The sequence below is a fragment of the Neorhizobium sp. T25_27 genome (assembly GCF_002968565.1).
GTDB lineage: Bacteria > Pseudomonadota > Alphaproteobacteria > Rhizobiales > Rhizobiaceae > Neorhizobium > Neorhizobium tomejilense.
The window spans coordinates 505673-519881 of the sequence record NZ_PVBJ01000002.1 but is presented as its reverse complement, the minus strand read 5'-3'; the positions used below and the strand labels follow the sequence as shown (position 1 = coordinate 519881).

The following is a 14209-nucleotide window of genomic DNA, read 5'->3' as shown; positions in this document are numbered from 1 at the left end:
ATACTCCGATCAGACGTGACGGGTGATGCCGCCATCGACGCGGATGTTCTGGCCGGTGATGTAGCCGGCGCCATCCGACAAGAGGAAAGAGGCAGTCTTTGCGATTTCTTCGACCTGGCCGACACGCTTCATCGGTACCTTTTCCGCCGTTCCGGGCTTGTGATCGAGACTGTCGATGAACCCCGGCAGGATGCAATTCATGCGGATATTGTCGGCCGCATAGCGATCCGAGTAGAGCTTTGTGAAGGCACCCGCAGCTGCACGGTAAGTGCAGGAAACCGGGAAGACGAGCGAGGGCTCGTAGGCGGCGAAGGTGGTGATGTTGACGAAGGCGCCCTTGCCCTGTTTCAGCATGACCGGCGTCACCAGGCGCGCCATGCGCACCAGCGACAGGATCATCATGTCCGAACCGAGTGTCCAGTCCTCGTCGCTGATGTCGAGCAGGTCGCCCTTCGGCGGATGGCCGGTATGATTGACCACGGCATCGATACGGCCGTAGGTCTTCATGGTGAGGTCGAAAATCGCCTGGATGTCCTCGGCCTTTTCCGCGACACCCCGCGAGGCGACGCCACCGAGTTCGGCTGCCAGCTTCTCGCAGCTTTCCGAGGGCGACATCAGCGCGAGCTTGTAACCCTCGGCGTGCAGTTCGCGGGCGATCGCCTCACCCATGCCACGTCCGCCGCCGGTAATTAGCGCGACCTTTTCCGTCTCAGCCATCGGAATCTCCTTGGGGTCTTTATCCGCCTCGAGCAGGCTTCCCCGAACAGATATATCAGCCTCGCCGGTTTGCCTACCGTCTTCAGCGAAGCCAGAGATAACCGAGGTTGAGCTGCATTCTGCCGTCGCCGTAATAATAGGGCAGCGAGAGAGATTTTGCAGGCGATGCGGTTAATCCGAGCGTAGCAGCGGAGGAAAGATCGATCTGCGGCGTGCCCGTCGGGCGCGCGCCATCGGCCCAGATCGCCAGAACCGGCCCCTTCATGTCATCTGGAGCCGGGAAGCCGGCGATCGGCTGCTCGGAATTGACGACCGGCACATCGGGAAACTGTAGCCGCATATTGCCGGCAAGATGCATGCCGGCTGCAACGATCACCGCCGGCCGGCCTTCCGCTTTCAGCGCTTCCGCGACGGAGGCGAGCGGATAGTTGATCCGGGTATAGGCGCCGGTGAGCCCACCCGTGAAAGTCTTGCCCGCCAGCGGGACCGATGTCACAGCCATGATGACGATGAAGACGGGGACGAGGCGCTTGAGATGGAGCGTGGTATCGATGCCCGCTCGTTCCAACTTCAGCAGAAGATAGAGTGGCAGAGGCAGCAGATAGGGATCCAGCCAGCGCTCGGTGATCTTGGTCGTGCCGGCGAAGAGGATCACCAATACGACACCCAGCAGGCCTACCGCCATCATCAGGCCCAGCAGGCGCGTCCAGCGGTCGCCAGCGGACAGCGATCGCCTGAAGTCCTTTTTGAAGGCTATCGCGAAGATGGCGACCGTCAGTGCGCCGAACGCGATGCAGGCAAGCACCAGCGAGCCAAGTGCCCGTACAATACGAACAATGCCATGCGGCGCGTTCGCTTCAACCATCTTGCCGATCGTGCCGGATGTCGCGAGATCGAGATTGCCGCGAAGCCAGAGGGCGTGCGGGAAGACGATTACCAGGCCGACGATCGCGGTCAGCAGGATGCGCGGATCAAGAAGACGGGCACGCCATTCCCTGTCGCAGAATACGGCAATGAGGGCGGAGGCAGGCAGCAGCCCAAAATTGTATTTCGAGATCATGCCGATGCCGATCGCGACCCCAACGATCAGGTAGCCCTGCCAATCCGCCCGGACAAGGGTTCGGAAGAGCCCGTAGAGGAACAGCGACGTCGCCATCAGCACCGCGACGGTGTGCGTCAGATCCTGCTGTGGCATGTAGGAAAGCTGCGGCAGGGTGAGCAGGCTCAGCATCGCCATCGCCGCAAAGGCGGGTCGGGCGTCGATCTCACGCGCCGCCATGCCAAAGAATAGGTAGCACAACAGCAGCATCAGGAATTTCGGCAAGGTCAGCGAAAAGAGCGAGATGCCGATCACGCTGACAAAGGCATTCTGAACCCAGTTGTAGAAAGGCGGCTGCGGACCGTAGCCGGCAAGCCAGTATTGTGAAAACAGCGCCTGCTCGGCCTCGTCCAGCGTCAGTGCGTTGGGCAGCATCAGGCGGACAGCGATGCTCAGCAGGAAATAAGCGCCTAAAAAAAGCGCCGCGGGCCAAAGGCCGCCAGCCAGAAACCCTGTCAGCCGGCCGGGTTTGATCAACTCTTCGGAACGCACCGCGCCCACGCTCTCGCGATTCATTTTTGCCTTATGAGAAAGTTATCATACAAAGCAGGTGGCACAGCCTGCGACGCGGATCAATAGAAACCGCGCGCTCGCCGTTTGATAACTTGCGCCAAATTGAACGCGTGTGGATTTCCTGCCAATCTCCTTACAGGTCAAAAACCGAGAGCGCTGAGGCTTGGATGATCGTCCGGCCTCCGGCCGAGCGGCCAATGGAAACGCCGCTCCGACTCGCGGATGGGCGCGTCGTTGACGGAGGCGAGCCGTCGGCGCATCAAGCCATGTTCGTCAAACTCCCAATTCTCGTTGCCGTAGGAGCGGAACCAGTTGCCGCCGTCGTCGTGCCACTCATAGGCAAAGCGGACCGCGATGCGGTTCTCCCGGAAACTCCACAGCTCCTTGACAAGACGGTAGTCCAGCTCGCGCTGCCATTTGCGGGTGAGGAAGCCGATGATCGCCTCACGCCCCTCGACGAATTCGGCCCGGTTCCGCCAGTAGCTATCGACCGTGTAGGCGAGCGCCACGCGCGCCGGATCCCGGCTGTTCCAGCCATCCTCCGCAAGGCGGACTTTCTCGACCGCCGTTTCCGGCGTGAACGGCGGCAGGGGCGGACGTTGATCGCTCATTGGGTATCTCCATGAATGGCAAGGCGGGCGCGCAGTTCAGCGTTTTCGGATTCGAGCTCGGCCAGTCGGTCCCGAAGGGGACGGACCGCCTCGCCGACCTGTTCCTCGGTGAAGCGGGGAGTGATGTGCTGCGGACAGTTCCAGTCGAAGCTCTCGAGCCGCAGCCGGAAAATCCGTTCGAGCTTCGCCCGGTAGACCGCATCGATGACAAGTGCGTCCAGGGCTGGATCCGCATCAAGCGCCACCTCCTCCACATGCACATAGATCTTCAGCCGGGCACGACGGGCGTAATCCATCAGGAATAGGCATGCCCTGTCGTTCGCCGCGATATTGCCGGTGCTGATATACTGGCGATTGCCGCGATAATCCGCGAAGGCTAATGTCCGGTCGTCGATTACCTTCAGGAAGCCGCGCGGGCCGCCGCGGTGCTGGACATAGGGCCAACCCGTCTCCGAGACCGTCGCCACGTAGAAGCTGTCCCGGTCGGCGATGAAGGCCGCTTCATTCTCTGTCAGGCGATCGAAGTCACGATCACCAGCGAAATTCTGCCAGATGTGATCGGCGCCCATAGCCTTCTGTGCGGCCCGAACGCTCGGTGTGATGGCGATGTCTAGAAAGCCATAGGGCATGAAGGAGCTCCTTCCCGGCAGAGCCGCTATCGGCGCCGTTGAAGAGGATGCATAGCCTTTTCCATAATCCAGCATAATATAGTATTGCTGGAACTCATCTTGTCAAAAAATGGAAAGATGGATGGATCGCTTCGAAGCCATGTCGATGCTGCTGGAGGTGGTGGACAAGGGTAGCCTGTCTGCCGCAGGCCGGGCCCTCCGGGTGCCCGTACCGACGCTCAGCCGGAAAATCTCGGAGCTCGAGGCATCGCTCGGCACGCGTCTGTTGATCCGCACGACCCGCAAACTCACCCTGACCGATGTCGGCGCCACCTATGTAGCGGCGGCGCGACGCATTCTCGAACAGGTCGAGGATGCGGAACGGGAGGCCGCCGGTGAGTTCACAACACCAAAGGGCGAATTGGTCATCACAGCGCCGATCATGTTCGGCCGGCTCCATGTCCTGCCCATCGTCATCGATTTCCTGGCTCTGTTTCCCGAAATCAACATCCGCCTGCAGTTGGCCGACCGCAACGTTCACCTCGTCGACGATCATGTCGATATGGCAGTCCGGATCGGCCAGCTGCCGGACAGCACGATGGTTGCGACGCGGGTCGGATCGATGCGGATGGTGACCTGCGCCAGCCCGGCCCTGCTTGCGGCTCACGGCGTTCCGCAGATACCGGAGGATCTTCGAAGAATGCCGTGGGTGACATTCGAAGGGCCGGCTCCATCGTCAATTCGGCAAATGCTGCCGCCAGGATTGAGTGCGACCGTGGCTGCATCCCGTCTATCCGTCTCGACCGCCGAGGCCGCTGCGGAGGCCGCGATATGCAATGTCGGGGTCACGCGGTTGCTCCATTACCAGGCGGCGGAAGCAATCAAAGCCGGAGCGCTCCGGATCATCTTGGAATCCTTCGAGCCGGAGCCCGCACCCGTCCATCTCGTTCACGCCGCGCGTGGCCAGATGCCGCTCAAGATGCGCAGCTTTCTGGATTTTGCCGCACCGAGACTGCGGCAGGCGCTCGGCAGGATCGGCTCCGCCGGCTGAGAGGTTCCGCGACTCCAATCGAAAGCAGCTACACGGTCGCCAAATCAAGATTTTGAGGAAGATTGTCCTTCAGGACACGTAGACGATGGAGAGTGACGCCAATGGCGTCGTCTAGGAAAAATGGCGCACCCGAAGAGATTCGAACTCCTGACCCCCAGATTCGTAGTCTGGTGCTCTATCCAGCTGAGCTACGGGTGCGTCTGCAAGCAGTGCGTCACCGCTTGCGTGGCGATCCTCTAAAACGTCCGCATTCCGATTGCAAGCGATTTTACCGAAGGCAACGTCATTTTGCTGTCACTTCTCGCTCAAACCGTTGAGAAGCAACATTTATTTGCGTCAAGCCCGAACCCGGTAGTCCTCCAGAGAGACCGGACGGTCGGGAATTTCTATTCTAAACTGCGTGCCGGGGCCTGGTTTCTCGACAAGTGCGATGGTGCCGCCATGGGCCAGGACTAGCTCACGGGCAATGACGAGGCCGAGGCCGGTGCCGCCCGACCGCGCCGAGCCGCGGAAAGCGGAGAACAGGTTCTCACGGGCTTTTCGCGGCATGCCGGGGCCGGTGTCGTCGATGGTGATGCTGACAACGCTGCCCACCCGGTGCGCGGAGACCGTGACCCGGCGAACAATGGACGTATCCTGCGGATCGAAATTCAGCAGCGCCTGGACGGCATTTCGGCAGAGATTGTGGATGACACGGAAAATCTGCTCGCTGTCGCAATCCACTTCGAGATCGGCGGCGATCTGATCCAGGAATTCGATGCCGATCTCCGGATCGATCGCCAGCATGTCGCGCACTTCCTGGGCCAGCGCTGCAAAGCGGATGCGGCGGCGGCGGGGCGCTGCCTCGGAGGCCCGACCGTAAGCCAGCACCTCGTTCGTGTAACCTACCGCCCGGTCGATCGTGCGCAACAGTTTCGGCGCGAAACTCCTCACCATCGGATCGTCGACGTCCGTCAGGCGGTCCGACATCAGCTGCGCCGATGCCAGGATGTTGCGCATGTCGTGGTTGATCTTCGAAACGGCGAGGCCAAGATCGACCAGGTTCTTCTGCTGCTTCAGCGTTCGCTGCAATTGCGCCTGCATGGCCGTGAGGTGCCGGCCGGCGACTGCAAGTTCGCCCCGGGAACGATCGGCGCTAAAGACGCGGGCGGGGTCGTCCGGCTGCTCCGAGAAAAACTGCATGCTATGGGTGAGCCGCCGGATCGGCATGATCATCATCCGGTTGATGGCGAGGAAGATCAGTACGGCGGTAATCAGGGAGATCAGCAGCGACAGGAGAAACATCGTCTTCGAATATTTCAGCATGTCCTTGCGCAATGCGTCATCGGTCATGACCAGTTCGATGACCATGTCGCTGTCGCCGATCGGGCCATAAACGCGCATCACGCGGCCGCCGCCAAAGATGAGCGTGTCGAGTGCGTCACGCATCGAGGATGCTATCGGGACATTGGCAAGATCGAACACTTCGTCGATCTGCGGCTGCGTGTCCGTTGCAGCCAGCAGCCGCGAGGTGCCGTCCTTGCGCAGGGCGATCACCTTGGTGCCGGTCGCAAGCAGCGTATCGTCCTGCACGGCGCGGGGAAGCTCGGCGGGCTGCAGCCCGTCGATGACGATGCCGGCGGCGGCGGCCGTATCCAGCCGATCGCGCAGCCAGTTCATCCGCATGGTGGCGACGGAGGGGACGAAGATCAGCACTTCGGCCATCATCACGAAAATGACGGTAAGCCAGAGAAGCCTGCCGGAAAGGCCGCGGAAAAGGCGCGGCATGGTTTCCGGACCTACGCCTACCGGCGAGGACCCCGAGCGCCCCGAGGTATGAACCTCGTCGTCCATGCGGATCTCCATTTCCGAATACCCGGCCCGCCGGATTGATGCGAGCCTACGGATGATCGCTTATTTTAGAGGTTCGGCGGTTTTTTACCAGTCCCCTTTGCCGCAGTGCAAAAGAGAAAGCGGAGAGGGTTGCCCCTCTCCGCTTTCTTATTCGGCTGATGTGCGAACTTGGATCAGAATTCTTCCCATTCTCCGGCAACCGCTGCCGTTGCGACGGCGGCTCCGCCGAAGGCCCGCGAGAGCGCACCCGTCATCGCCTTAACCGGAGAGACGCGCGGCCGATGGACGGGAGCTGCCGCAACCGGCCGCACGGCAGCTGCCGCAACCGACCGCGTGGTCTTGACCGGCTCGGCGGCGCGCTCGCCCTCCTGGCCGATGTCGAAATTGGAGACAAGTGCAAACAGGCTGTCGGCCTCGGAAGACAATGTCTGCGTCGCCGCGGACGTCTCCTCGACCATGGCGGCATTCTGCTGCGTCACCTGGTCCATCTGGTTGACGGCGGTATTGACCTCGGCAAGCCCCGTCGCCTGCTCGCGGGAAGCGACGGCGATCGAATGGATATGGTCGTTGATGCGCAACACGCGGCTTTCGATTTCCGACAATGCCTCGCCGGTCTTCTGGACCAGCATCACGCCTCCGGCCACTTCCTCGCCGGACTTGCTGATCAACGCCTTGATGCCCTTTGCGGCACTTGCCGAGCGTTGGGCGAGTTCGCGGACCTCCTGAGCGACGACGGCAAAACCCTTGCCGGCTTCGCCTGCACGGGCGGCCTCGACGCCGGCATTGAGCGCCAGAAGATTGGTCTGGAAGGCGATTTCGTCGATGACATTGGTGATCTGGGCGATCTCGCGGGAGGCCTGCTCTATCCGGCCCATCGCGTCGACGGCGCTCCGCACCACCTCGCCCGACTGGACCGCGCTCTGCTTGGCCTCGCCGACCATCACGGTTGCTTCATGCGCCCGCTCGGTCGACGTCTTGACGACGGCGGTGATCTCTTCCAGCGCAGCGGACGTTTCTTCCAGCGCGGCAGCCTGCTGTTCGGTGCGGCGGGACAGATCATTGGTCGCCCGGCTCAGCTCGGCGGCGCTACCGTTGATAGAGCCGGTGGCGGTACGGACATTCCGCATCGTGCCGCGCAGCGTATCCATGGTCCCGTTGACATTGTGCTGCAGCTCGGCGAATGCGCCCTTGAAGTTGCCCCGCATGCTGTCGGTAAGGTCGCCTTCGGCAAGGCTTTTGACGACGCGCCGGGTTTCCGACACACCGGCATCGACGCTCGCAACGAGCATGTCGACGTCACGAGCGAAGCGGTCGAGGCTCTCCTCGCCCCATTGCTTGTCGATGCGGCGGGTAAAATCCCCCTCGGCAGCGGCGGCGACGACGGTGGCCATACGCGCCTGGAGGTCGTCGTTCTTGCCGCGCATGGTCGCTTCGGAAGCATTCATGCGCGCGACTTCGATGCCGTTCCTGCGGAAGATCTCGATCGCGGCGGCCATGTCGCCAATCTCGTCGGCGCGGTCGGCCCCGTGGACCACCGTATCAAATTTGCCGTCGGCGATATGTTTCATCGCTTTGGTCAGAGCCGTGATCGGATGGCTGAGCTGGCGGCGCCCCAGATAGAGGCCGAAACCAGCACCTGCGGCAACGCCTGCAAGGGTTACTGCGGAGACAAGAATAAAAAGGGTCCGCGTGAAGCTGTTGAGCTCTTCATTGACCGCGGCGAGGACGGCCTTGTCGGTGCCGACGATAGCATCGATCTCGACCTGATAGGCCTTGCGGTTGCTGCGGTTGCCGTCGTTGTTACCCTGCTCGTTGGCGGCAGCCGGGCTCACTTCCCGACCCAGGCGGGCGGTCTCGGTCCGGAAGCCGTTGAACTCCTTGGAACGGGCAAGCAGCTTATCGAATACGGCACGCTCGTCGGCCGGGACGATCTTGTCCCATTCCTTGAGAAGCTTGCCCATTTCATCGAGATACACGAGGATGCCGTCGGCGAATTTTGCAGCCTCCTTGGTATCCTTCGACATGTAGACGCCGCGGGATTCCATCACGACGGCGGTGACGAGCCGGTTCAGGTGTTCGCCCTTGTGCGCCCGGTCTGCGGCCAATTCATATTGAACCATCATCTGGCGATATTCGGCCATGGCAAACAGAGCCATGCCGCCGATAAAGCAGGCGACGAGGCTCATGAGGCCGACGAGGAGGTTGATTTTCCCTCGAATTTTCATTTCTTTCCCTTCCAGACGGGACTTGTCATGCGCGGAAGGCAGGCCCGTAACCCAATTCTCTTCCATTCAACTGCTAAAATTAGCCTTTAGAAATTAAAGAAACGCTTAGAGAAAAAGTGTTTGCGCAGCCCCGGCGGGCATGGTTTTCACGGGCGCGCGCCTCGGTTGAGATATTTGACGTTTGACAGGGAAGATGGCCGTTACCTACTATTTCTCACCCCTAAATTCATGGGGGAACATTAGTGGAGCGGCACCTGCAACGTCGCCCGGCAGGCGGGACAGATCAAGATCGGCCAGCTCTCGGCCTAAAGGCCCAAAAATCCCGGCAGCGATTGACTTTTGCGGCGGAGTCCTCTTATAAGCCGCCCACGTTCAGCTCCGGCGGGCTTGCACGCATGCAGCCGCTTGCGCAGATCGTTTTTCCGAAGCGCTCTTGCCGTCGTGATGACGGCAAACTCCAAGAAGGGCCGCACACCGCGGTATTAAAATAAATGAAGCGTACCTATCAACCGTCTAAGCTTGTTCGCAAGCGCCGCCACGGATTCCGTACCCGTATGGCCACCAAAGGTGGTCGTCTGGTTCTCTCCGCACGTCGCGCCCGTGGCCGCAAGCGTCTCTCGGCCTAAGGCCTGAGATGCCCGAGACGACCGGGCGATGACGACTGAGACAAAGAACGAGAAAACTGTCGGGCGGCTTAAAAGCCGGCCGCAGTTCCTTGCCGTCCGGGCAGGCGAAGCCCGCCGAGGCCGGAACTTCCTTCTGGAAGTCCTTGATAGAAACCAGCCGGACGAAGCGCCGCGCGTCGGTTTCACCGTTACCAAAAAACATGGCAACGCGGTCGAACGCAACCGCATGCGCCGCCGTCTCCGCGAGGCGGTGAGGCAATCTGCCGGATTTGCAATGAAGAACGGACACGACTATGTGATTGTCGCGCGGCGGGAGGTGCTTAAGGCTCCCTTTGCGGATATGACGGCCCAGCTTATCGAGCGTATCGAAAGCAAGCCGAGACCAAAGCGGTCCGAGGAGACCCGTTCCAGGAAAGCATGATGGAAAAGAACCGCAATTACTTCATCGCGATCGCGCTCTCGGTGCTGATCGTTCTTGCCTGGCAGTTCCTCTATATGAACCCGAGGATGGAAGCCCAGCAGCGTGCCGAAGAAGCCAGCCGTGCGCTTCAGGGCGAAAGCGCTCAGCCTGTTTCCCCGGAGAGCCCCGGCGCTCAGAGTGGTGGCGTACTGGGCAATCTGCCCGGCGCCAACCCGGCAGCTGCCGCGCTCTCCCGCGACCAGGCGCTCGCACGGTCGCGGCGCGTGCAGATCGAGACGCCGGCCCTGATCGGCTCTATCAACCTGACCGGGGCCCGCTTCGACGACCTGAAGCTGCGCGAATATCACGAGACTGTCGACGACAAGAGCCCGATCATCACGCTGTTTTCGCCGTCCGATACGACCGACGGCTATTTCACGGAAATCGGCTATATCCCTAATGAATCGATCGGCGCCACCCCCGGCACCGGCACGCAATGGACGCTCGCAAGCGGCGACAAGCTGACTCAGCAGACACCGGTGACGCTGACCTTCACCAACGAGAAGGGCGTGACCTTCACGCGCACGATTTCGATCGACGACCACTACATGCTGACCGTCGCCGACAAGGTCGACAACAAGACGGCCGCCCCGGTGACGCTGACGCCCTATGGCCGCGTGCTGCGCAACAACAAGCCGGCGACGCCGTCCGTCTGGGTCATCCACGAAGGCTTCATCGGCGTGATGGGTGAGAGCGGCAGCCTCGACGAACACACCTACTCCAATATTGAAAAAGAGCAGTTCACCAACGAGAAATCCACGACCGGCTGGATGGGCATCACCGACAAGTACTGGGCTGCCACCATCGTGCCGCCGCAGACGCTGCCCTATGTTGCACGCTTCTCGCATTTCGCCGGTGCTCAGGCGAGCTATCAGGCGGACTACAAGGGCGACGACCTGACGGTTCAGCCGGGTCAATCCACCGAGCTCAAGAACCTCGTCTTTGCCGGCGCCAAGGAAGTGCCCTTGATCTCGCGCTACGAGACGGAGTTCGGCATTCCGCAGTTCAACCGCCTGATCGACTGGGGGTGGTTCTACTTCATCACCAAGCCGATGTTCCAGCTGATGGACTTCTTCTTCCGTCACGTGGGCAATTTCGGCGTGGCAATCCTGCTCACCACCATTGTCGTCAAGGCGCTGTTCTTCCCGCTCGCCAGCAAGCAATACGCTTCCATGGCCAACATGAAGCGCATGCAGCCGAAGATGGAAGAGCTGAAGGCCAAGTTCGGCGACGACCGGATGGGCCTGCAGCAGGCGATGATGGCGCTCTACAAGGAAGAAAAGATCAATCCGATCGCCGGCTGCTGGCCGGTGCTGTTGCAGATCCCGGTCTTCTTCGCGCTCTACAAGGTCATCTACGTCACCATCGAAATGCGGCACGCGCCGTTCTTCGGCTGGATTCAGGATCTCTCGGCTCCCGACCCGACGTCGCTCTTCAACCTCTTCGGCCTGCTGCCCTTCGACGTGCCGAGCGCGCTGATGATCGGCGTCTGGCCGCTGGTGATGGGCGTCACAATGTTCGTGCAGATGCGCATGAACCCGACGCCGCCGGATCCGACCCAGGCGATGATCTTCACCTGGATGCCGCTGGTGTTCACCTTCATGCTGGCGTCCTTCCCGGCCGGTCTCGTCATCTACTGGGCCTGGAACAACACCCTGTCGGTGACGCAGCAGGCGATCATCATGAAGCGTCATGGCGCCAAGATCGAACTCTTTGACAATCTGAAGGGCTTCTTCCGACGAAAAGAAGCGCCGACAAAATAGCATCCCCCAACACACCGATGAGGAACCCCGGCTGGTCCGGGGTTTTTCTTTTGGAATAGGGCTGGGAAGCCCGAAAGCTTGACATTGCCGGCCAAAACCTTGAAGCCGTGCCCTTCGACAGAACAGGACGACCAGAACCGATGCCCGCAGACATGAGCACGGACGACAAGCCGCTTTTCGGCCGCCCCTGGATTTTCATCCGCGGCGTGCCCTCGATGAAGTTCCTGCCACCGGAAGGCCCGCTCGAAGTCGCCTTTGCCGGTCGCTCAAACGTCGGCAAGTCGTCGCTGATCAACGCGATCGTCGGCCAGAAGGGATTGGCGCGCACCTCCAATACGCCCGGCCGTACTCAGGAACTCAACTATTTCGTGCCGGATGGCTATTCGGGCGCAGGTGCCGACCTGCCGCCGATGGCGCTGGTCGACATGCCGGGCTACGGTTATGCCAAGGCTCCGAAGGAAACCGTCGATGCCTGGACCAGGCTCGTCTTCGACTATCTGCGCGGCCGCGCGACGCTGAAGCGCGTCTATGTGCTGATCGACAGCCGCCACGGCATCAAGAAGAACGACGACGAAGTCCTGGACCTCCTCGACAAGGCCGCTGTCTCCTACCAGATCGTGCTGACCAAGACCGACAAGATCAAGGAACCGGCCGTGGTGAAGCTGCTGGCCGAGACGCAGGAAAAGATCCGCATGCACCCGGCGGCCTTCCCGTTCGTGCTCTCCACCTCGTCCGAAAAAGGCAAGGGGATCGAGGAACTGCGTCAGGCGATCGCCGAAACCGTCGGCCGGGCGCTCTGACGCTGCCCTATTAGAAACGGCAGATCCGGCCGCCCCGAGCGAGGCGACCGGATCCTGATGCAAAAGCCCCAAAGGGGTGTGACCGGCTTTTACATTTTCGGCAGCAGAACCTTGTCGACCACGTGGATGACGCCGTTCGACTGCTTGACGTCGGCGATCGTGACATTCGACACGCCGCCCGTTTCGTCGGTGAGCGTGATCTTGCCCATGCTTTCCTTGGCTTTCAGGATGCAGCCGCCGACGGTCTTGACGTCATGGGTGCCCTTGTCGTCCTTGATCATCTTCTCGATGGCGGTGGACATGGCGCTGACCGCGACCACGTGGCAGGTCAGCACCTTGGTGAGCTGAGCCTTGTTTTCCGGCTTCAGCAGCGTTTCGACCGTGCCCTTGGGCAGAGCAGCGAAGGCTTCGTTGGTCGGCGCAAAAACCGTGTACGGACCCTTGCCTTGGAGCGTCTCCACCAGGCCGGCAGCCTTGACGGCCGCGACGAGCGTCGTGTGGTCCTTGGAGTTCACGGCATTTTCGACGATGTTCTTGCCTTCGTACATCGCCGCGCCGCCGACCTTAGGATTGGCGGCAAAAACGGCCACGGCGGTGGCGGACAGAACGGTGGCGACAGCGAGCGTGCGGAATGCGGTCTTGAACATGATGGCTTCCTCTCAACGAAACTAATTGCCCCGGCGCGGATGCGCGCCTCCCAAGGCATGGCGTCCCGACATCGGCGGAGACATCACAAGAGACGGAAGGCCGGGAAGAAGAGTTTCAACGCTGACGACAAAACCGCCGTTAAACTTTCAAGCTGCTGTTTTTATTTGCCTATATCTGTCGGGCCATTTGCAAACTGCAATGTCTGGGCCTTCCCGCGAAGGGTATTTGCCGGAATACGACCACCATTTATCCGGCGCCGGCACGTCGATTGGACGACAATCTCGCGGACTGATTATTTCCTCTGTCAGAAACATGCGCTAAAAGGCCCCACTTATTATTCAGGGGTATCCGATGACGGCTTCCGAAAGCGAACTTCAGGCCAAGCTTCTGGCACAGGCGCTGCCCTATATGCAGCGTTACGAAAACAAGACGATCGTCGTGAAATACGGCGGCCACGCCATGGGCGACACCGAACTCGGCAAGGCGTTCGCCGCGGATATCGCGCTTCTCAAGCAATCCGGCGTCAACCCGATCGTCGTGCATGGCGGCGGCCCGCAGATCGGCGCCATGCTGACGAAGATGGGCATCGAGTCCAAATTCGAAGCCGGCCTGCGCGTCACCGACCAGAAGACCGTCGAGATTGTCGAAATGGTTCTCGCCGGCTCGATCAACAAGGAAATCGTCGCGCTGATCAACCAGACCGGCGAATGGGCGATCGGCCTTTGCGGCAAGGACGGCAACATGGTCTTTGCCGAAAAGGCCAAGAAGACCATCATCGATCCGGACAGCAATATCGAGCGGGTCCTCGACCTCGGTTTCGTCGGTGAAGTGGTGGAAGTCGACCGCACCTTGCTCGACCTGCTCGCCAAATCGGAAATGATCCCGGTCATCGCTCCGGTCGCCCCAGGCCGCGACGGCGCGACCTACAACATCAATGCCGACACGTTCGCGGGCGCCATCGCCGGCGCGCTCAGCGCCACCCGCCTGCTCTTCCTCACCGACGTTCCGGGCGTTCTGGACAAGGACAAGCAGCTGATCAAGGAACTCACGGTCGCCCAGGCCTTGGCCCTCATCAAGGACGGCACGATCTCCGGCGGCATGATCCCCAAGGTCGAGACCTGCATCGAGGCGATCAAGGCTGGCGTGCAGGGTGTCGTCATCCTGAACGGCAAGACGGCCCACTCGGTGCTGCTCGAAATCTTCACCGAGCACGGCGCCGGCACCCTGATCGTTCCCTGATCGCGGACGGCTTCAA

At 61.0% G+C, this 14209-nt stretch carries 13 protein-coding genes and 1 tRNA gene; 6 read left to right on the top strand and 8 right to left on the bottom strand.

Annotated features, from left to right (window positions below):
• Positions 1 to 9 precede the first annotated feature (9 nt).
• The 4 genes from C5J24_RS09395 to C5J24_RS09380 all read right to left on the bottom strand — a co-directional run bounded on the left by C5J24_RS09395 (position 10) and on the right by C5J24_RS09380 (position 3569).
• Positions 10 to 717, bottom strand: coding sequence for an SDR family oxidoreductase (locus C5J24_RS09395; RefSeq protein ID WP_105417405.1), 708 nt, complete (start codon positions 715 to 717; stop codon positions 10 to 12).
• 82 nt (positions 718 to 799) lie between these two features.
• Positions 800 to 2332, bottom strand: a complete 1533-nt coding sequence (locus tag C5J24_RS09390; RefSeq protein ID WP_245446596.1) for a glycosyltransferase family 39 protein — start codon at positions 2330 to 2332, stop codon at positions 800 to 802.
• 137 nt (positions 2333 to 2469) lie between these two features.
• Positions 2470 to 2940, bottom strand: a complete 471-nt coding sequence (locus C5J24_RS09385) for a nuclear transport factor 2 family protein (protein ID WP_105417404.1) — start codon at positions 2938 to 2940, stop codon at positions 2470 to 2472.
• The gene (locus tag C5J24_RS09380; RefSeq protein ID WP_105417402.1) at positions 2937 to 3569 is read right to left on the bottom strand and encodes a pyridoxamine 5'-phosphate oxidase family protein; all 633 of its coding nucleotides are present in this window, start codon (positions 3567 to 3569) and stop codon (positions 2937 to 2939) included. The genes C5J24_RS09385 and C5J24_RS09380 overlap by 4 nt, the downstream gene beginning before the upstream one ends.
• A gap of 121 nt (positions 3570 to 3690) precedes the next feature.
• On the opposite strand from C5J24_RS09380, the gene C5J24_RS09375 reads away from it, so the two are divergent.
• Entirely contained in the window at positions 3691 to 4599 is a 909-nt protein-coding gene (locus C5J24_RS09375) for a LysR family transcriptional regulator (RefSeq protein ID WP_105417400.1), read from the top strand.
• Between the two features lie 121 nt (positions 4600 to 4720).
• Here C5J24_RS09375 and C5J24_RS09370 read toward each other — a convergent pair.
• The 3 genes from C5J24_RS09370 to C5J24_RS09360 form a co-directional block, all read right to left on the bottom strand.
• A tRNA-Arg gene (locus tag C5J24_RS09370) sits at positions 4721 to 4797 on the bottom strand.
• 138 nt (positions 4798 to 4935) lie between these two features.
• A complete protein-coding gene (locus C5J24_RS09365; RefSeq protein ID WP_105417399.1) occupies positions 4936 to 6432 on the bottom strand; it encodes a HAMP domain-containing sensor histidine kinase in 1497 nt (498 codons plus the stop codon).
• Between the two features lie 173 nt (positions 6433 to 6605).
• On the bottom strand, positions 6606 to 8657 hold the full coding sequence (locus C5J24_RS09360; protein WP_105417397.1) for a methyl-accepting chemotaxis protein: 2052 nt from the start codon (positions 8655 to 8657) through the stop codon (positions 6606 to 6608).
• A gap of 491 nt (positions 8658 to 9148) precedes the next feature.
• On the opposite strand from C5J24_RS09360, the gene rpmH reads away from it, so the two are divergent.
• From rpmH to yihA, 4 genes are all read left to right on the top strand, one after another.
• Positions 9149 to 9283 carry a 50S ribosomal protein L34 gene (gene rpmH / locus C5J24_RS09355; protein WP_080719113.1) on the top strand — a complete coding sequence of 45 codons (135 nt, stop codon included), beginning with the start codon at positions 9149 to 9151 and terminating at the stop codon, positions 9281 to 9283.
• 28 nt (positions 9284 to 9311) lie between these two features.
• Positions 9312 to 9704 (top strand): ribonuclease P protein component, encoded by a 393-nt coding sequence (gene rnpA, locus C5J24_RS09350; RefSeq protein WP_046664847.1) that lies wholly within the window; start codon positions 9312 to 9314, stop codon positions 9702 to 9704.
• Entirely contained in the window at positions 9704 to 11506 is a 1803-nt protein-coding gene (gene yidC / locus C5J24_RS09345; protein ID WP_105417395.1) for a membrane protein insertase YidC, read from the top strand. The genes rnpA and yidC overlap by 1 nt, the downstream gene beginning before the upstream one ends.
• Before the next feature lie 152 nt (positions 11507 to 11658).
• Entirely contained in the window at positions 11659 to 12306 is a 648-nt protein-coding gene (gene yihA / locus C5J24_RS09340) for a ribosome biogenesis GTP-binding protein YihA/YsxC (protein WP_105417657.1), read from the top strand.
• Positions 12307 to 12395: 89 nt separating this feature from the next.
• On the opposite strand, the gene C5J24_RS09335 is transcribed toward yihA, so the two are convergent.
• On the bottom strand, positions 12396 to 12953 hold the full coding sequence (locus C5J24_RS09335) for a fasciclin domain-containing protein (RefSeq protein ID WP_105417393.1): 558 nt from the start codon (positions 12951 to 12953) through the stop codon (positions 12396 to 12398).
• 352 nt (positions 12954 to 13305) lie between these two features.
• Here C5J24_RS09335 and argB point away from each other — a divergent pair, with 352 nt between their 5' ends.
• On the top strand, positions 13306 to 14193 hold the full coding sequence (argB, locus tag C5J24_RS09330; protein WP_046630503.1) for an acetylglutamate kinase: 888 nt from the start codon (positions 13306 to 13308) through the stop codon (positions 14191 to 14193).
• The last annotated feature ends 16 nt before the right edge of the window (positions 14194 to 14209 follow it).

Excerpts from the sequence above, each read along its gene's own strand:
- C5J24_RS09380 (WP_105417402.1), bottom strand. The coding sequence starts at position 3,569 with ATGCCCTATGGCTTTCTAGACATCGCCATCACACCGAGCGTTCGGGCC.
- C5J24_RS09335 (WP_105417393.1), bottom strand. The coding sequence starts at position 12,953 with ATGTTCAAGACCGCATTCCGCACGCTCGCTGTCGCCACCGTTCTGTCC.
- yidC (WP_105417395.1), top strand. The coding sequence starts at position 9,704 with ATGGAAAAGAACCGCAATTACTTCATCGCGATCGCGCTCTCGGTGCTG.
- C5J24_RS09360 (WP_105417397.1), bottom strand. The coding sequence starts at position 8,657 with ATGAAAATTCGAGGGAAAATCAACCTCCTCGTCGGCCTCATGAGCCTC.
- C5J24_RS09395 (WP_105417405.1), bottom strand. The coding sequence starts at position 717 with ATGGCTGAGACGGAAAAGGTCGCGCTAATTACCGGCGGCGGACGTGGC.
- argB (WP_046630503.1), top strand. The coding sequence starts at position 13,306 with ATGACGGCTTCCGAAAGCGAACTTCAGGCCAAGCTTCTGGCACAGGCG.
- C5J24_RS09365 (WP_105417399.1), bottom strand. The coding sequence starts at position 6,432 with ATGGACGACGAGGTTCATACCTCGGGGCGCTCGGGGTCCTCGCCGGTA.
- rnpA (WP_046664847.1), top strand. The coding sequence starts at position 9,312 with ATGACGACTGAGACAAAGAACGAGAAAACTGTCGGGCGGCTTAAAAGC.
- C5J24_RS09375 (WP_105417400.1), top strand. The coding sequence starts at position 3,691 with ATGGATCGCTTCGAAGCCATGTCGATGCTGCTGGAGGTGGTGGACAAG.
- rpmH (WP_080719113.1), top strand. The coding sequence starts at position 9,149 with ATGAAGCGTACCTATCAACCGTCTAAGCTTGTTCGCAAGCGCCGCCAC.
- yihA (WP_105417657.1), top strand. The coding sequence starts at position 11,659 with ATGAGCACGGACGACAAGCCGCTTTTCGGCCGCCCCTGGATTTTCATC.
- C5J24_RS09390 (WP_245446596.1), bottom strand. The coding sequence starts at position 2,332 with ATGAATCGCGAGAGCGTGGGCGCGGTGCGTTCCGAAGAGTTGATCAAA.
- C5J24_RS09385 (WP_105417404.1), bottom strand. The coding sequence starts at position 2,940 with ATGAGCGATCAACGTCCGCCCCTGCCGCCGTTCACGCCGGAAACGGCG.